Annotated in this window: 15 protein-coding genes; 7 read left to right on the top strand and 8 right to left on the bottom strand. The window is 59.1% G+C overall.

From position 1 onward, the window contains the following. Positions 1 to 243: 243 nt before the first annotated feature. Together LIX93_RS16555 and LIX93_RS16550 are read left to right on the top strand one after the other, a co-directional pair. Positions 244 to 2,853, top strand: a complete 2,610-nt coding sequence (locus tag LIX93_RS16555; protein WP_226505131.1) for an EAL domain-containing protein — start codon at positions 244 to 246, stop codon at positions 2,851 to 2,853. Positions 2,854 to 2,991: 138 nt separating this feature from the next. Further along, on the top strand, positions 2,992 to 4,176 hold the full coding sequence (locus LIX93_RS16550) for an ATP-binding protein (protein ID WP_226505130.1): 1,185 nt from the start codon (positions 2,992 to 2,994) through the stop codon (positions 4,174 to 4,176). A gap of 5 nt (positions 4,177 to 4,181) precedes the next feature. On the opposite strand, the gene LIX93_RS16545 is transcribed toward LIX93_RS16550, so the two are convergent. Further along, positions 4,182 to 4,676: an SRPBCC family protein gene (locus LIX93_RS16545; RefSeq protein ID WP_226505129.1), complete on the bottom strand. Its 495-nt coding sequence runs from the start codon at positions 4,674 to 4,676 to the stop codon at positions 4,182 to 4,184. A 239-nt stretch (positions 4,677 to 4,915) separates the two neighbouring features. Here LIX93_RS16545 and LIX93_RS16540 point away from each other — a divergent pair, with 239 nt between their 5' ends. Next, a complete protein-coding gene (locus tag LIX93_RS16540) occupies positions 4,916 to 6,556 on the top strand; it encodes a phosphoethanolamine--lipid A transferase (RefSeq protein WP_226505128.1) in 1,641 nt (546 codons plus the stop codon). Positions 6,557 to 6,604: 48 nt separating this feature from the next. On the opposite strand, the gene LIX93_RS16535 is transcribed toward LIX93_RS16540, so the two are convergent. Next, complete coding sequence (locus tag LIX93_RS16535) at positions 6,605 to 7,249, bottom strand: LysE family transporter (protein WP_226505127.1); 645 nt, start codon at positions 7,247 to 7,249, stop codon at positions 6,605 to 6,607. Positions 7,250 to 7,488: 239 nt separating this feature from the next. On the opposite strand from LIX93_RS16535, the gene alkB reads away from it, so the two are divergent. Beyond that, entirely contained in the window at positions 7,489 to 8,133 is a 645-nt protein-coding gene (gene alkB / locus LIX93_RS16530) for a DNA oxidative demethylase AlkB (protein ID WP_226505331.1), read from the top strand. A 58-nt stretch (positions 8,134 to 8,191) separates the two neighbouring features. On the opposite strand, the gene LIX93_RS16525 is transcribed toward alkB, so the two are convergent. Continuing rightward, positions 8,192 to 8,458 carry a DUF2790 domain-containing protein gene (locus tag LIX93_RS16525; protein ID WP_226505126.1) on the bottom strand — a complete coding sequence of 89 codons (267 nt, stop codon included), beginning with the start codon at positions 8,456 to 8,458 and terminating at the stop codon, positions 8,192 to 8,194. A 315-nt stretch (positions 8,459 to 8,773) separates the two neighbouring features. On the opposite strand from LIX93_RS16525, the gene LIX93_RS16520 reads away from it, so the two are divergent. Further along, positions 8,774 to 9,175 carry a GNAT family N-acetyltransferase gene (locus LIX93_RS16520; RefSeq protein WP_226505125.1) on the top strand — a complete coding sequence of 134 codons (402 nt, stop codon included), beginning with the start codon at positions 8,774 to 8,776 and terminating at the stop codon, positions 9,173 to 9,175. Between the two features lie 105 nt (positions 9,176 to 9,280). Here LIX93_RS16520 and def read toward each other — a convergent pair whose 3' ends face one another. The 3 genes from def to LIX93_RS16505 all read right to left on the bottom strand — a co-directional run bounded on the left by def (position 9,281) and on the right by LIX93_RS16505 (position 11,222). After that, positions 9,281 to 9,820: a peptide deformylase gene (def, locus tag LIX93_RS16515; RefSeq protein ID WP_226505124.1), complete on the bottom strand. Its 540-nt coding sequence runs from the start codon at positions 9,818 to 9,820 to the stop codon at positions 9,281 to 9,283. Continuing rightward, entirely contained in the window at positions 9,817 to 10,782 is a 966-nt protein-coding gene (locus LIX93_RS16510) for a YihY/virulence factor BrkB family protein (RefSeq protein ID WP_226505330.1), read from the bottom strand. The genes def and LIX93_RS16510 overlap by 4 nt, the downstream gene beginning before the upstream one ends. A gap of 257 nt (positions 10,783 to 11,039) precedes the next feature. Next, positions 11,040 to 11,222, bottom strand: coding sequence for a CsbD family protein (locus LIX93_RS16505; RefSeq protein ID WP_226505123.1), 183 nt, complete (start codon positions 11,220 to 11,222; stop codon positions 11,040 to 11,042). Between the two features lie 201 nt (positions 11,223 to 11,423). On the opposite strand from LIX93_RS16505, the gene LIX93_RS16500 reads away from it, so the two are divergent. After that, positions 11,424 to 11,804, top strand: coding sequence for a hypothetical protein (locus LIX93_RS16500; RefSeq protein WP_226505122.1), 381 nt, complete (start codon positions 11,424 to 11,426; stop codon positions 11,802 to 11,804). Between the two features lie 120 nt (positions 11,805 to 11,924). On the opposite strand, the gene LIX93_RS16495 is transcribed toward LIX93_RS16500, so the two are convergent. Together LIX93_RS16495 and LIX93_RS16490 are read right to left on the bottom strand one after the other, a co-directional pair. Continuing rightward, complete coding sequence (locus LIX93_RS16495; RefSeq protein WP_226505121.1) at positions 11,925 to 12,329, bottom strand: DUF2177 family protein; 405 nt, start codon at positions 12,327 to 12,329, stop codon at positions 11,925 to 11,927. 83 nt (positions 12,330 to 12,412) lie between these two features. Then, positions 12,413 to 13,249 (bottom strand): S1-like domain-containing RNA-binding protein, encoded by an 837-nt coding sequence (locus LIX93_RS16490; protein WP_226505120.1) that lies wholly within the window; start codon positions 13,247 to 13,249, stop codon positions 12,413 to 12,415. Positions 13,250 to 13,411: 162 nt separating this feature from the next. Between LIX93_RS16490 and LIX93_RS16485 the strand changes: the two genes are divergently transcribed. Continuing rightward, positions 13,412 to 13,600, top strand: a complete 189-nt coding sequence (locus LIX93_RS16485; RefSeq protein ID WP_226505329.1) for a hypothetical protein — start codon at positions 13,412 to 13,414, stop codon at positions 13,598 to 13,600. Positions 13,601 to 13,673: the final 73 nt, after the last annotated feature.

Below are 13,673 nucleotides of genomic sequence, written 5' to 3'. Positions count from 1 at the left end.
GATCCTGCAACCACCCGCTTTGGTCAATGGGGCAAATTCCCACAAACGTGACAATTTATTACCAAAGTTCCTTCCACCACTCGTCTGCTTTTTCAGCGCATCTTGTCGTCGAGTTCGACACATTTACGTATGCCAACCAGACTCTACGAACAAGGGCTGCCGACGCTTCAGGGCGCCCTTTGCAGGAAGCAAAAGTGCCAGGGTCAGTCAATCCAACGCACAATCGCAAGGATCAGCACAATAATGAATAAAACCAATGCGGATTCGTCTTTACCTGCCCTACCCCAAACGCCCCATACCCGCACGCTGGTGGCATTGATCGGCTTGTTGTTTGCCGCAGCGTTTTTGCTCGGCATGGGCGCCCTGATCAACATCGCCCGCAACCTCAACAGCGAAGAGCTGCAGAAAAGCTACTTCTATACCCAAAAGGCCCTGGAAACCCGCACTGCCACGTCGGCGGCATTGATTAGCTCCTTTGCCGTCTGGGACAGCGCCTACGACCACCTCAACGGCATTGCCGACACTCAGTGGGCCTATAAAGAGCGCAATCTGGGCGATCCGCTGTTTATCAACAACGGCTACGAAGGCGTGTTCGTGATCGACCGCAAGAGCACCAAATACGGCCTGCTCAACGGACGCCTCACCGAGGTTGCGCTGTCGCGGTACCTGGACACCTCGCTGGGCAGCCTGATCGACGCCGCCCAGGATGCAGCCGCACAGGCCCGAGCAGTAGACCGCTTCGCGCTGTTCAATGGCTGGCCGGCGCTGGTCACGGCTGCGGCGATTCAACCCGGTGACGACGGCACGCGGGTCGATCCGGCCTCCCTGTCGGTGATGATTTTCGTCGACCAGTTGACCCCGGCCAAACTGCTCAAACTGGGTCAAGCCTATGGCCTCACGGGCCTTGCGATCGAGGCGCCAGGGGTGCAGACCTCGTCGCGTCCGCAACTCAATCTGGGCCGCACCGGCTATCGCCTGACCTGGGATCAGCCGCGACCCGGCAACGACCTGCTGTGGTCGGTGGTCCCTCCCCTATTGGCTGCCGGTATGGTGCTATGCCTGCTGCTGGGTTACTTCTTCCGGTTCGCCTTGCGCACCTCACAGCAAATGGACTCCAACTACCGGGTTTTAAAAGTCAGCAACCAGGCGCTGGAAGCCAGTGAGGAGCGGTTTCGCGCGGTGGCAGAGGCTGCCTCGGACTGGATCTGGGAAACCGATGAGCAAGGTCGGATCCTGTACCTGTCGACGCGATTCGTGGCGGTGACCGGCTTTACCAGTGACGACTGGCTGGGCAAACCCCTCGAGCAGCTGCTGCATTGCGACACGTTGCCGATCGACACCTGGCTGGCCGATCTGCGCAACAGCCAGCCCCACACGGCTCATCTGCGCTGCACTTACCGAGATCATTGTGCGCAACCACGTTACTGCCGGGTGTCGGCTCGGCCGATACTGCAGGATGGCCAGGTAGCGGGGTTTCGCGGCACGGCGAGCGATATCACCGACGAAGTGGCCGCCCATGCGCAGATCCAGCACCTGTCGATGCACGACGCCCTCACCGGTCTGCCCAACCGCAATCTGCTGGCTCGCCACCTGGAAGAGGCCCTTGGTCGGTTGTCGCATCCGCCCGGCAACCACGGCAATGCCCATGGCCTGACTTTGCTGTTGCTGGACCTGGACGATTTCAAGCCGATCAACGATACCCTCGGCCACCCCGTCGGCGATGCCGTGTTGCTCGAAGTCGCCAAGCGCCTGCGCGACGCCACCCGCGAGCAGGACCTGGTGGCGCGCCTGGGCGGGGACGAATTCCTCATGGTGCTCAGCGGCCTGACCAACGACAAGGAGATCGATCGCTTTTGTGCGCGCCTCATCGAAAGCATGCGCCAGCCCATCGTCCATGGCGATCAACAGTTGTACATCGGCGCCAGCATGGGCATCGCTCAAAGCCATCTGCAGGGGCCGGATCCGACTGAACTGATCCGCTGCGCCGATATCGCCCTGTACGCCGCCAAAGCCGAAGGCAAGAACACCTGGCGCTACTTCTCGGCGCAGATGAACGAGGAAATCCAGCATCGCCGCCACCTCGAAAACGAACTGCGCCTGGCGGTAAAGAACCACGAGTTCATCCTCCACTATCAACCGCGCTACGAGCTCGACGGCATGACCATCGTCTCCGTCGAGGCACTGGTACGCTGGGATCATCCGATCGAGGGCCTGATCAGCCCCGATGCCTTCATTCCCTTGGCCGAACAGACCGAGCTGATCGTGCCCCTCGGCCGCTGGGTGCTGCGCGAAGCCTGCGAGACGGCGCGCCACTGGCCGGGCGATCTGATGGTCTCGGTGAACCTGTCGCCCGCGCAGTTTTCCCGCAGCGATGTGGTCGCGGATGTACGCGAGACCTTGATCCAGACCGGCCTGCCGGCCCATCGCCTGGAGCTGGAGATCACCGAAAACGTCATGCTCAACGATATCGACAATGCCCTGCACATCATGAACGCCCTCAAGGAGCTGGGCGTGCGCCTGAACATGGATGATTTCGGTACCGGTTACTCGTCTCTCGGCTATCTGCGCACCTACCCATTCGACAGCATCAAGATCGACAAGCGCTTCATCGCCGCCATGGCCCTGGGCAGCAACGATCGCGCGGTGGTACAGGCGATCATCAACCTGGGCAAGGCCATGGGTTTGAAGGTCACCGCCGAAGGGGTAGAGACCGAGCAGCAACTGGCACTCTTGAACTCCGATGCCTGTCACGAGGTGCAAGGCTTCTATATGAGCAGGCCGATCGACAAACTGGCGCTGGGCAGGCTGTTGGCCCAGCAGGATGAAGCTCGGTTGCCCAGTCGTAGCGCATGAGCCATGCGGGCCCTGACAGCAGATAATGCGGTCCGAAAACATCTTTTTACAGCGCACTACGGTCTCGCTTAGACTCCCAGCTACTGTATGCTCGCACCGACGCGAGCCGCTTCCATTTTCTGGGAAATCCACTGCTCCATGGCGAAAACCGTTGCTGCCGATATCGCCACCATCGGCCGAATCAATGCCGTGCCCGCGTTATTGCAGGTGATCTGCGAGACCACTGGCATGCGCTTTGCGGCCGTCGCGAGGGTGACGGATACTGCTTGGATCGCCTGCGCGGTGCTCGACAACCTCGGATTTGGTCTGCAAGTGGGTGGCGAACTCGAGCTCAACACCACGTTGTGTGACGAGATTCGCGATCACCACCGCACCATCATCATGGATCAGGCGAGCACCGACCCGCTTTACTGCGATCATCACACCCCGCGCATCTACAAGTTCGAGAGCTATATTTCGGTGCCGGTGTTCCGCACCAACGGCGAGTTTTTCGGCACCATCTGCGCGCTCGACCCCAATCCCGTACAGCTCAAGGGTTCGGCCATTCAGCCGATGATCGAGTCCTTCGCGCGCCTGCTATCGATCCAGATGGAAAGTGAAGAAGCCTTCGTCGAGACCGAACAGGCGCTGCTGCAGGAGCGTCAGGTGGCCGAATTGCGCGAGCAGTTCATCGCCGTGCTGGGCCATGACCTGCGCAATCCACTGTTCGCCATCAACGCCGGGGCCGAAATGCTTCTGCGCCGCGCCGTGGACGAGCGCAGCATCAGCATCATCGAGCACATCATTACCAGCAGCAATCGCGCTTCGCGGCTGGTCGAGGACGTGCTCGACTTCGCCCGCGGTCGCCTGGGCTCCGGCATCACCGTGAACATGGTGCCGCTGCCCGATCTTGCCGAGGCGCTGCAACATGTGGTCGCCGAAGTTCATCGAGTCAATCCGCAGCGGGTGTTCAATCTGCATATTGGCGACCTGCGCGACCTCAAAGGCGATCGCGAGCGTATCACCCAACTGCTCTCCAACCTGGTGGCCAACGCCATTCACCATGGTTCGAAAGAGGGTCCGGTGATCATTGAAGCGGACGTCGAAGACGGGATATTTCGCCTGAGCGTGCACAACCAGGGCACGCCCATCTCGGCGCCGGTGCTGGCGCAACTGTTTCAGCCCTTCACCCGCCATAACGCCGATGCACCGCCCAGCGGCCTGGGCCTTGGGCTGTACATCGCCGATCAGATCGCCCGCGCCCATGGCGGTCATATGGAGGTGTCTTCGACGGCCGAGACGGGCACGCTGTTCACTTTCAGGCTGGCGCTCAAGCCGGAGTGAGCCGATCAATCATCGCGTAACTCGCGGGTGACTAGCTCCACCAGCCGATCCAGACTTTCATTCCAGCCCTGATGAAACCCCATTGCCTCATGACTGCGACAATCTTCGGCGCTCCAATGCCAGGCGCTGGCGGTGTAGCGGGTTTTGCCATGCACGTCCTCGAGTTCGATAACGGCGGTCATGAAGGGCTTGGCCGAGGGTATCCAACCGGGCAAAAAGGCATCGGTGAAGACGATCCGGCGCGGCGCTTCGATTTCCAGGAACACGCCTTGGGTCGGATACTCACTACCATCCGGGGCGCGCATCAGGGTGCTGAACAGGCCGCCGGGCCATAGCTGCAGGGTGCATTCAGGGGTAGTCATGCCGTGGGGTCCCCACCAGCGCTTGAGCAGTTCGGCGCGGGTCCAGGCGCGAAACACGCGGGCGCAAGGGGCGTCGATCAGGCGGGTAATGGACAGTTCGTAGGCAGGTGAAGCAACGGCGAGTGATTGAAGGCTCATATTGTTATTTCCTTCGTTCGGGTTGGAACGCTGACGATTCGCCGGCCCATGATGGCGCTTCAAAGCTAAAATCGGCAATGCCAAAATTCACGACGAACAGGTCATTTCGTACCGCCGCTGCGTGCCAGGTCGTAGCGTTTTCACAATTTTTCGATAAGTGGCACTCTACAGTCGACGGGCGCGCCAGTTAGCCCCTGGCGTCCCTTTTCCGCCACTCCCTCTAACAACAAGAGCCATCGATGATCAGCGTTATAAGCCGTCGCCTCCCCTCCATCAGCAGCCAACGATTGGTGATGCTCTGCGCCGCAGTGTTAGTGGCGATCTACAATCTGGCCACCTGGAAAGCCGTTGACGCACTGGTGAATTTTTCGGGTCTCAAGGCGCTGGCGTTCAATCTGTCGTTCGCCGTATTCCTGTGGGCGGCCTTCACTGTGCTACTGACAGTGGTGTCGTTTCGGCCTGTGTTCAAACCGGTGCTGGTGGTGATCTTCCTGTGCTCGGCGGCGGCGGCCTATTTCATGGACACCTACGGTATCGCCATCGATACCGACATGATGCAGAACGTCCTCGAAACCAATCCTGGCGAGGCCGCCGCGCTGCTCAGCCCGAAACTGTTCGGTTATCTGTTGCTGCTCGGCGTCGTTCCCGCGCTGTTGGTCTGCTGCTGGCCGGTGGTGTATCGGCGCTGGTTACCGGGGCTGATCAACAAGGTGTTGGTGATCGTTGGTTGTCTGGTGCTGGTGGCAGCATCGGTGGGCAGCTTCTATTCCACCTACGCGCCGATCTTCCGCCAGCAGGACAAGCTCACGCACTTCATCAACCCGACCAACTATATCTACGCCAGCAACCGCCTGATCAAACAACGCTTCGCCATCAAGGAAAACCTGGTGGTGCAGAAGATCGGCGAAGACGCCGTGCTGAGCAACGCGGCCCTGCAGCGCCCGAAAAAACAGCTGATGATCTTCGTGGTCGGTGAAACCGCTCGCGCCGACCACTTCTCGCTCAATGGCTATGCACGCGAGACCAACCCGGAGCTGTCCAAGCTCAATATCCTCAATTACACCCAGGTGCATTCCTGCGGGACCTCGACCGCGGTGTCGGTACCCTGCATGTTCTCGATGTTCCCGCGCAAGGATTACAGCGACAAGAAAGGCAAGACCTACGAGGGCCTGCTGGACGTGATGCAGCGCGCCGGCGTCCAGGTGCTGTGGCTCGACAACAACAGCGACTGCAAGGGTGCCTGCCTGCGCGTGCCGCACAAGGACATCCCCAAGAACCAGCCGAGCGCCTTCTGCGATGGCAATCGCTGCCTGGACGAATCGCTGCTGGTGGGGCTGCAGCCCTATGTCGATAGCCTGAAGGACAACGCCATCATCGTCCTGCACGCCGACGGCAGTCACGGCCCGGAATATTACGATCGCTACCCTACCGATCAAGAGCGCTTCAAGCCGGTCTGTCACACCAACCAGCTAGGCAGTTGCAGCAAGGACGAATTGGTCAACGTGTATGACAACACGATTCTTTACACCGACCACTTCCTCGCGCAGGTAGTGGACTTCCTGAAGAAGAATCAGGACAAATACGACACCTCGATGATTTACATCTCCGATCACGGCGAATCCTTGGGCGAGAACGGCATGTACCTGCACGCAGCGCCTTACGCGATTGCGCCAGAGGCGCAGATTCACGTGCCGATGGTGATGTGGTTCGGTGACGGCACCTTGCCGGCGGCAGGTGTTGATCGCGACTGCCTGGCGAACAAGCGCGACCAGGCGGACTTGAGCCAGGACTACATGTTCCACTCGGTGCTGGGGCTGTTTTCGGTGCAAACGGCGGTGTATCAGCCGGCGCTGGATATCTTCCACAGTTGCAAGCGCTGATTCACCGGGGCCTGGATTAGCGAAGAGGCCGGCCGCATCACCTCAACTTCATGATGCGGCCCCAAGAATGAACTCGCGGTACCCCGACATGATCACGAACACCGCGAACCACACGAAAATCCCCGCCGACACCAGATACGACACCTTCAGCAGGCGCGCGCCCAGCAGCTTGCCACCCTGACTGGCGACGCCGCATAACGCCAGACACCACAACACCCCGGCACTGAAGAACCCGCCCAGAAACAACCCGGTGCCCATCGGCCCCGAGGCCCCTGCGCGGGAAATCAACACGCCGCCGACCGCCGCAAACCACAGAATCGCACTGGGTGACGACATCGCCAGGAACACCCCACGGCCAAACGCTCTGATCGACGACCGCTGCCCGGCCTCGCCCGCCACTGCCAGCTCGTTGCTGCTAGTGACTGCCGACACCAGCATGCGCACGGCAAACCAGATCAACAACGCCGAACCGCCGAGCCACAGCACCCAGCGCACGCTTTGGTATTGCAGCAGCACCGTCATGCCTGCCAGTGCCAGTACGGCATAGGCCAGATCACCAAAACAGGTGCCAAGGCCCAACCAGAACCCAGGCAAAAAGCCCCGCTGCATGGCCAGCGTGATCATGGCGATGTTCGCCACACCGATATCCAGGCACAACGACAGGCTCAGCAAGAAGCCACTGGTGAATTGCATGGCGGGTTCCATCGCATCAGTAATCAGGCCGGGCAGAATACCTGCATGTCCTGCAAACTTGAACGATGGGCGCAAGTCCTGGGTTCTCATGCATGCGCATTTTCGCGGGCAAGCCTTGCTCCCGCGGTGCCAGCAGACGCATAGTCGTACCACGTGCAAGGGGCCGCTATCCCCGCCCGATGAACCTACTGGCTCCCCCCAAAAAATCGGAGAAAACCCAGGTGCAATACACCCTAGGCCTGTTCGACGGTCTGCCCGGCGCACCAGGTGGCGTGCGCGCCATCGGCGGTCAGGCATTCGTGCTCGAAGGCTTCGCCCTGCCCTACATCGCCGCGCTGCTGCCATTGCTGGACAGCATCAAACGCCGCGCACAGATCCGTCACATGGTCACCCCTGGCGGTTTCACCATGTCCGTCGGCCTCACCAATTGCGGGTCCCTCGGCTGGGTCAGCGACCGCCAGGGTTACCGCTACTCGGCCGTCGATCCCCTAAGCGGCGAGCCTTGGCCCGCGCTGCCGCCGCTGATGCTGGAACTGGCGCGCGAGGCCGCGCAGAAAGCCGGCTTCGAGCACTTCGATCCGGATGCCTGCCTGATCAATCACTACGCGCCGGGTGCGCGCATGTCACTGCATCAAGACCGCGACGAAAAACAACTGGGCGAACCCATTGTTTCTGTTTCATTGGGCTTGCCTGCGACGTTTTTATTTGGTGGCTTCGAGCGCAGCGACCGTACCCAGCGTGTTCCGCTGGTCCATGGCGACGTAGTGGTATGGGGCGGTGCCGACCGGCTGCGATTTCATGGCGTATTACCGATCAAACCTGCCGAGCATTCATTGCTGGGCCCCTGGCGGATCAATTGCACTTTTCGCAAGGCAGGGCATTAAAGTTCGAATACAAAAAGCCCCAGCTGCTGCTGGGGCTTTTGGCGTAACAATTAACACATTAGCCTTGCTGGCAACCGTTACCCATCACACGGTATTCAATCTTGTGTTCCTGACCCTGATGGTCGAAATAAGTCATGGTGACGGGCACCACACCGCACACATCCGGAACCGGTGAAACATCCACGACCTTGGCGATATCCAGCTTGGTACCGTAGGTATACTCGGTAACCGCCAACTTACGACTGCTGCCATCAGCCGCCTGAGCAGCGGACATGCAACCGATAATCGAAAAACCAACAAGAGCGAGAGCAGCGATACTTTTCATGATCAATGGCCTTTAGAGCAATCTTACAACCGATTTGCTTCATGTGGCGACTAGGCTTATTAGTTTTTATAAGGACAGTATAGGGTCAAATTAAACAGCTTATTATAGTTTGACGATTCACCGCGTCGTAACACGAAGTATCCAGACCTCTTAGAAGACAGTTACTCTTCCGGAGTCCCCTGCGGGTTGTTTTCGTAAGGGATGAACATATCTTACAAGAATGAAATTTAGATTAAACACATGTTATAGACATGCACTATTACCGTTTCAGCAACAATCGGATACACTCTGCCTAAGTCCCAAGGAAGGCCAGCCATGTCCATACCCCAGTACGCTGCGCTGCAAGCCGCCGCTCGCCCACTGCTGAACAAGTACTACCGCCAACACCGCTCTGCCATGCGCCTGCCCCCGGATGCTCAAGGCTGGGTCGCACGTGACGCCGAAATCATCGCTGGCTTGTGCCTGACCCCGGTGGCTCGGGGTCAATGGCTGACGGGTTTGCTGGTGACACCAGGCTGGCGGGGGCGTGGCGTGGCGCACGCGCTGATCGACGCCTCGATCGCTGCAGGACCAGTATGGTTGTTCTGTCATCCGCAGTTGCGTGGATTCTATGAGCGGGTCGAGTTCGATGTCGCCGAGACACTGCCGCCAGCGCTGGCAGAGCGCCTCAGGCGCTATCAGCAGAGCAAAGAGTTGATTGCGATGCAGCGGGGGTGAGGGTGGTGTCCCCCGATTGCCTCTTCGCGGGCGGAGCCGCTCCCATCCAACCCACGGCTCTTGTGGGAGCGAGCGCTGCCCCGCGAACGGGCCGGCAGCGACGATTCAATCGTCGGCGTTGGGATCGAGCCCTGGAAATAACACCTCGGTAAACCCGAACCGGGTGAAGTCGCGAATGCGCGACGGATACAACCGGCCGATCAAGTGATCGCATTCGTGTTGCACCACACGCGCATGAAATCCATGGGCTACACGCTGAATGGGCCGCCCCTGCGGATCGACCCCTTCATAGCGAATGTGTTGATAACGCTCGACTACACCGCGCAAGCCTGGCACCGACAGGCACCCTTCCCAGCCTTCTTCCACAGTCGGACTCAGCGGCGTGATCAACGGGTTGAGCAACACGGTCTGCGGCACCGGCTCGGCTTCGGGGTAACGCTCACTGCGCTCGAAACCAAATATCACCAACTGCATGTCGATGCCGATCTGCGGCGCGGCAAGACCGACGCCACCGACATGCTCCATGGTTTCGAACATATCGGCGATCAGCGCATCGAGCTCCTCGGTACCGATCAAGGCTTCAGGCACGGGTGGGGCGATTCGCAGCAGACGCTCGTCACCCATTTTCAGAATGTCGCGGATCATCGGGTCATGCTTCCAGTTGGAGGGGGCGGCGCAACAGGAGATGGGCTGTGCGTGTGGCCCAATACTGTGGCATGTTTTTCCTCCATTGGCGCGTCTGCGTCCTTCTGACCCTTGGCCTTGCCCTCCGTCGACATATGCTCGATCACGGCATTCATTTCTGCCCCCAGCAACAGCACCGCCGAGGAAATATAGAAATACAGCAGCAGGACAATGATCGCGCCGATGCTGCCATACATGGCGTTGTAATCGGCGAATGTCTTCACATAGAAGGCGAAGCCCAGTGATGCGATGATCCAGATCACCACCGCCAACACAGAACCAGGGGTGATGAAGCGAAACTCCTGCTTCACGTCGGGCAGCACGTAATACATCAGCGCCACGGCCACCATCATCAAAATGATAATCACGGGCCACCGGGCGATGGTCCATAACGTGACGACTATGTCTTCGAGGCCGATCTGTGCAGCGATCCAGTTCATCACTTGCGGCCCCAATACCATCAGGGCCGCCGCCGCCAGCAACATGCCAGCAATCCCGACGGTATACAGTACGGACAACGGCAGACGCTTCCAGACCGGGCGCTCTTCCGGAACATCGTAAGCGGCGTTCATCGCGCTCATCAGCAGGCGGATACCCGCCGACGCACTCCACAGCGCGACGACGATACCCACCGACAACAAGCCACTCTTGGAAGTCTGCAATTGGTCGATCACCGGATTGACCAGATCCAGCGCCTGAGGCGGCAAGACCATCCCCGCCTGCATGCGCAGCCAGGAGAAGAAATCAGGCAAATGCAGGAAACCGATCAAGGCGATCAGAAAGAGGATGAATGGGAACAGTGAAAACAGCATCTGATAGGCCAATGCCGAGGCATAGGTCGACATCTCGTCGTCGACGAACTCTTTGACCGTCCTGACCATGACCTGGCCCAACGACAAATTACGTAATGTGGGGAAAATCATAGCGTCTCCTTTCGCCTCGCCTTGTCGAGCAGCGGCTTGAATACAACGGGGCATCTGGCAGCCCCCTTCACTCGCCACGACAACGTGAACGCTTTTGATCAGTCAACGCGCGCAGCCAATGCCTTGCGGCGCGCCGACGTTACCCTATCTTGATGCGCGGGGCCAATTCGCTACCCGCTGACAGCGCAACGGCCATCCGTGGATGACCGTTGATAGTGCTACAGCTCACCGGAGCGCGTCCGGTGTCGGCGTGCGCCTTAATGCTTCTTGCTCACAGCATCTTTGACCTTGCCGACGGTTTTCTGTGCTTCGCCTTTGCGTTCCTGCACTTTACCTTCAGCTTGCATCTTGGCGCTGCCAGTGGCTTTGCCGACGCCTTGCTTGACGTTACCGACTGCTTCGTTTACCGCACCTTTCACTTTATCTTTAGTGCCACTCATGGTGTTTCTCCTAATGAGATCGAAGTGTCTTAATCGACATAAGGTTGACTGCAACGCAGGCGAGAGAGTTTCAATTTTTACTGCAACCGTTCATCGGCGCGCCTGAAAAAATCGTCCGGGGCTTTATATTCAAAGGCTTTGCCACCAGAATAGGCGCCAGTTCAGGCATGTGCCCGTGCGTCATTTTTTTACAGGTTTTCCATGAAGCTCGATAAACCCCAGGCCATCGTTCGCCGCAACGAACAACTCGGCGGCGCAGTGCTCGGCGTCAATAACTGCCATTTTTCCGTTCTCGACAAGCGCCGCAACATCTGGTGGTTCGATATCCCGGTGGCACGCTTGCAGATTGGCCAGTACGAGTGGATTCACCTGCTGATGCACGATCCGCTGACTGATCGCCTGGTTCATGCCAAGGTGCCGACAAAAGTCATGCGCGAGGGGCTTGAAGGTTTGGTCGTGCGCAACGCCGGCAAACGCAAATCGACGGTGAGCCTGGAGTTGAGCGCCGACAAGGATTCCTTCCTCAAGGACGTCCGGCCGCTGGGCAGCAATATGGGCTTCGCGTCTTTCGTGCAGGATTGATACCGAGATCCCGATAGTTGCGCTGTGGCTGATGACCTCTTCGCGAGCAACCTCTGCTCCCTCAGTGCCCGCCGCACCTGAGCTTGCACTAGTGTGAGCAAGGCTTGCCCGCGAAGGGCTTCACTCGGTCGCACGCCGAGCGATGAACACGCCCGCAGCCGCGCTCAGAGCCGAGATGACCACGCCCCAAGCCATGTCAATGGCAACCAGCGCGCCGGGCCACCCGGTCAGCGTCGCCCAATTGCTCAGGTCGTAAGTGCCATAGGCGATCAGGCCGAGCAAGGCGCCGCTGCTCAGCGCTCGCCCCAGGCGCCCGCTGAGCAGCCCCGGCAACACCGCAAAATACGCAACGCCCAGCGGATACAGCAGATAGAACAGCAGCGCCGGCAGCCACCGTGGTTGATCGAGCATCAATGGCCCGAGCATGGCCTTGTAGGTGGGGCCCATCAACACCCCGAGCCACAATCCATCGAGGATGATCAGCGCCAGCAAGGCACCCAGATAGGCAAGGGCGAAACGTTTCATGGGGAAGCCTCTGTGCGAAGAATTCTGTGTAAAGACAGAAAGTGGACCTCACACAGGGACTTTCGCTCAACTCACGCGCTTAATCAGCTCAATTCGATGCGATCGGCGTGGATGACGATCTGGCCGTTCTTGTACAACGCGCCGATGGCCTTCTTGAAGTTGCCCTTGCTGACACCGAACAGATCGGCGATCACCTGCGGTTCGCTCTTGTCGCTCACGGGCAGGCTGCCCTGGTTGTCGCGCAACTTGCCGAGGATCTTCTCGTTGAGGCTGTCCGCCGCCTGGGCGCCGACCGGCTGCAGGCTCAAGGCGATCTTGCCATCATCGCGCAAGGCCTTGATGTAGCCGATTTCCTGCTTGCCCGAACGCAGGAACTTGAAGACTTCGTTCTTGTGAATCAAGCCCCAGTGCTGGTTGTTGATCACCGCTTTGAAACCCAGGTCGCTTTCTTCGACCACCAGCAACTTCACTTCCTGACCCAGGCTGTAGTTGGCGGCGACCTTGTCCAGATAGCGGTCCAGGCGAGCGGTGGCGGTGATGCGCCGGGTACGCTTGTCTAGGTAGACGTGCACGACGCAGTAATCGCCCTGCTTGAGCTGGCGCTTTTCTTCGGAATACGGCAGCAGCAGGTCCTTGGGCAGACCCCAATCGAGGAACACGCCGATGCTGTTGATTTCCTTGACCTTGAGGCTGGCGAATTCGCCGACTTGAACCTTGGGCTTTTCGGTCGTGGCCAGCAGCTTGTCTTCGCTGTCGAGGTAGACGAACACGTTGAGCCAGTCCTCGACCTCCGAGGGCGTGTCCTTGGGAATGTACCGATTGGGCAGCAGGATTTCGCCATCGGCGCCTCCGTCCAGATACAGACCGAAGTCCGTGTGCTTAACCACTTGCAAACTGTTGTAACGCCCAATCAAAGCCATGCTCAAGATCCTCACTGCGAGGCCGGTATTCTACCCGAGATCGCTGCCGCATGCCTTGCCTGACGAACGGCAACCGTGGCATTCTGGCCCGTTGCGACATTCGGCCACCGGCCACTGGTTATTTCGTGTACAATGCCTGGCCAAGTTAATTTTCAAAGGTTAATGGCAGCCATGCGCGTAAAAGCATCCACCACCAAAGCGAAACCAGCTCCGGCCGTCGAGACCAGCGAGTCGATCAACGAACAGATCGCTGCGTTTCTGAACAAGGGCGGCGAGATCCAGCAGATCGCCAAAGGTGTGAGCGGCCAGACCTTCACCCCTTCGCGCCATATCAGCCTCGGCAAGAAGTAAGCTTAAAAGCACCCGAGCCTGAATCGAAGTCAGTGGGCAGCGCGAAACGCCCACGGCTTCAGGCGACAAACCG

This window comes from Pseudomonas sp. MWU16-30317, assembly GCF_020515695.1.
GTDB lineage: Bacteria > Pseudomonadota > Gammaproteobacteria > Pseudomonadales > Pseudomonadaceae > Aquipseudomonas.
Note: the sequence above shows the minus strand (reverse complement) of the source record. Positions and strands in the feature narration are given on the sequence as shown.

What these genes read in the sequence shown, in the direction of transcription:
- LIX93_RS16555 (WP_226505131.1), top strand. Translation starts at nt 244, where the DNA reads ATGAATAAAACCAATGCGGATTCGTCTTTACCTGCCCTACCCCAAACG.
- LIX93_RS16550 (WP_226505130.1), top strand. Translation starts at nt 2,992, where the DNA reads ATGGCGAAAACCGTTGCTGCCGATATCGCCACCATCGGCCGAATCAAT.
- LIX93_RS16545 (WP_226505129.1), bottom strand. Translation starts at nt 4,676, where the DNA reads ATGAGCCTTCAATCACTCGCCGTTGCTTCACCTGCCTACGAACTGTCC.
- LIX93_RS16540 (WP_226505128.1), top strand. Translation starts at nt 4,916, where the DNA reads ATGATCAGCGTTATAAGCCGTCGCCTCCCCTCCATCAGCAGCCAACGA.
- LIX93_RS16535 (WP_226505127.1), bottom strand. Translation starts at nt 7,249, where the DNA reads ATGCAATTCACCAGTGGCTTCTTGCTGAGCCTGTCGTTGTGCCTGGAT.
- LIX93_RS16525 (WP_226505126.1), bottom strand. Translation starts at nt 8,458, where the DNA reads ATGAAAAGTATCGCTGCTCTCGCTCTTGTTGGTTTTTCGATTATCGGT.
- LIX93_RS16520 (WP_226505125.1), top strand. Translation starts at nt 8,774, where the DNA reads ATGTCCATACCCCAGTACGCTGCGCTGCAAGCCGCCGCTCGCCCACTG.
- def (WP_226505124.1), bottom strand. Translation starts at nt 9,820, where the DNA reads ATGATCCGCGACATTCTGAAAATGGGTGACGAGCGTCTGCTGCGAATC.
- LIX93_RS16510 (WP_226505330.1), bottom strand. Translation starts at nt 10,782, where the DNA reads ATGATTTTCCCCACATTACGTAATTTGTCGTTGGGCCAGGTCATGGTC.
- LIX93_RS16505 (WP_226505123.1), bottom strand. Translation starts at nt 11,222, where the DNA reads ATGAGTGGCACTAAAGATAAAGTGAAAGGTGCGGTAAACGAAGCAGTC.
- LIX93_RS16500 (WP_226505122.1), top strand. Translation starts at nt 11,424, where the DNA reads ATGAAGCTCGATAAACCCCAGGCCATCGTTCGCCGCAACGAACAACTC.
- LIX93_RS16495 (WP_226505121.1), bottom strand. Translation starts at nt 12,329, where the DNA reads ATGAAACGTTTCGCCCTTGCCTATCTGGGTGCCTTGCTGGCGCTGATC.
- LIX93_RS16490 (WP_226505120.1), bottom strand. Translation starts at nt 13,249, where the DNA reads ATGGCTTTGATTGGGCGTTACAACAGTTTGCAAGTGGTTAAGCACACG.
- LIX93_RS16485 (WP_226505329.1), top strand. Translation starts at nt 13,412, where the DNA reads ATGGCAGCCATGCGCGTAAAAGCATCCACCACCAAAGCGAAACCAGCT.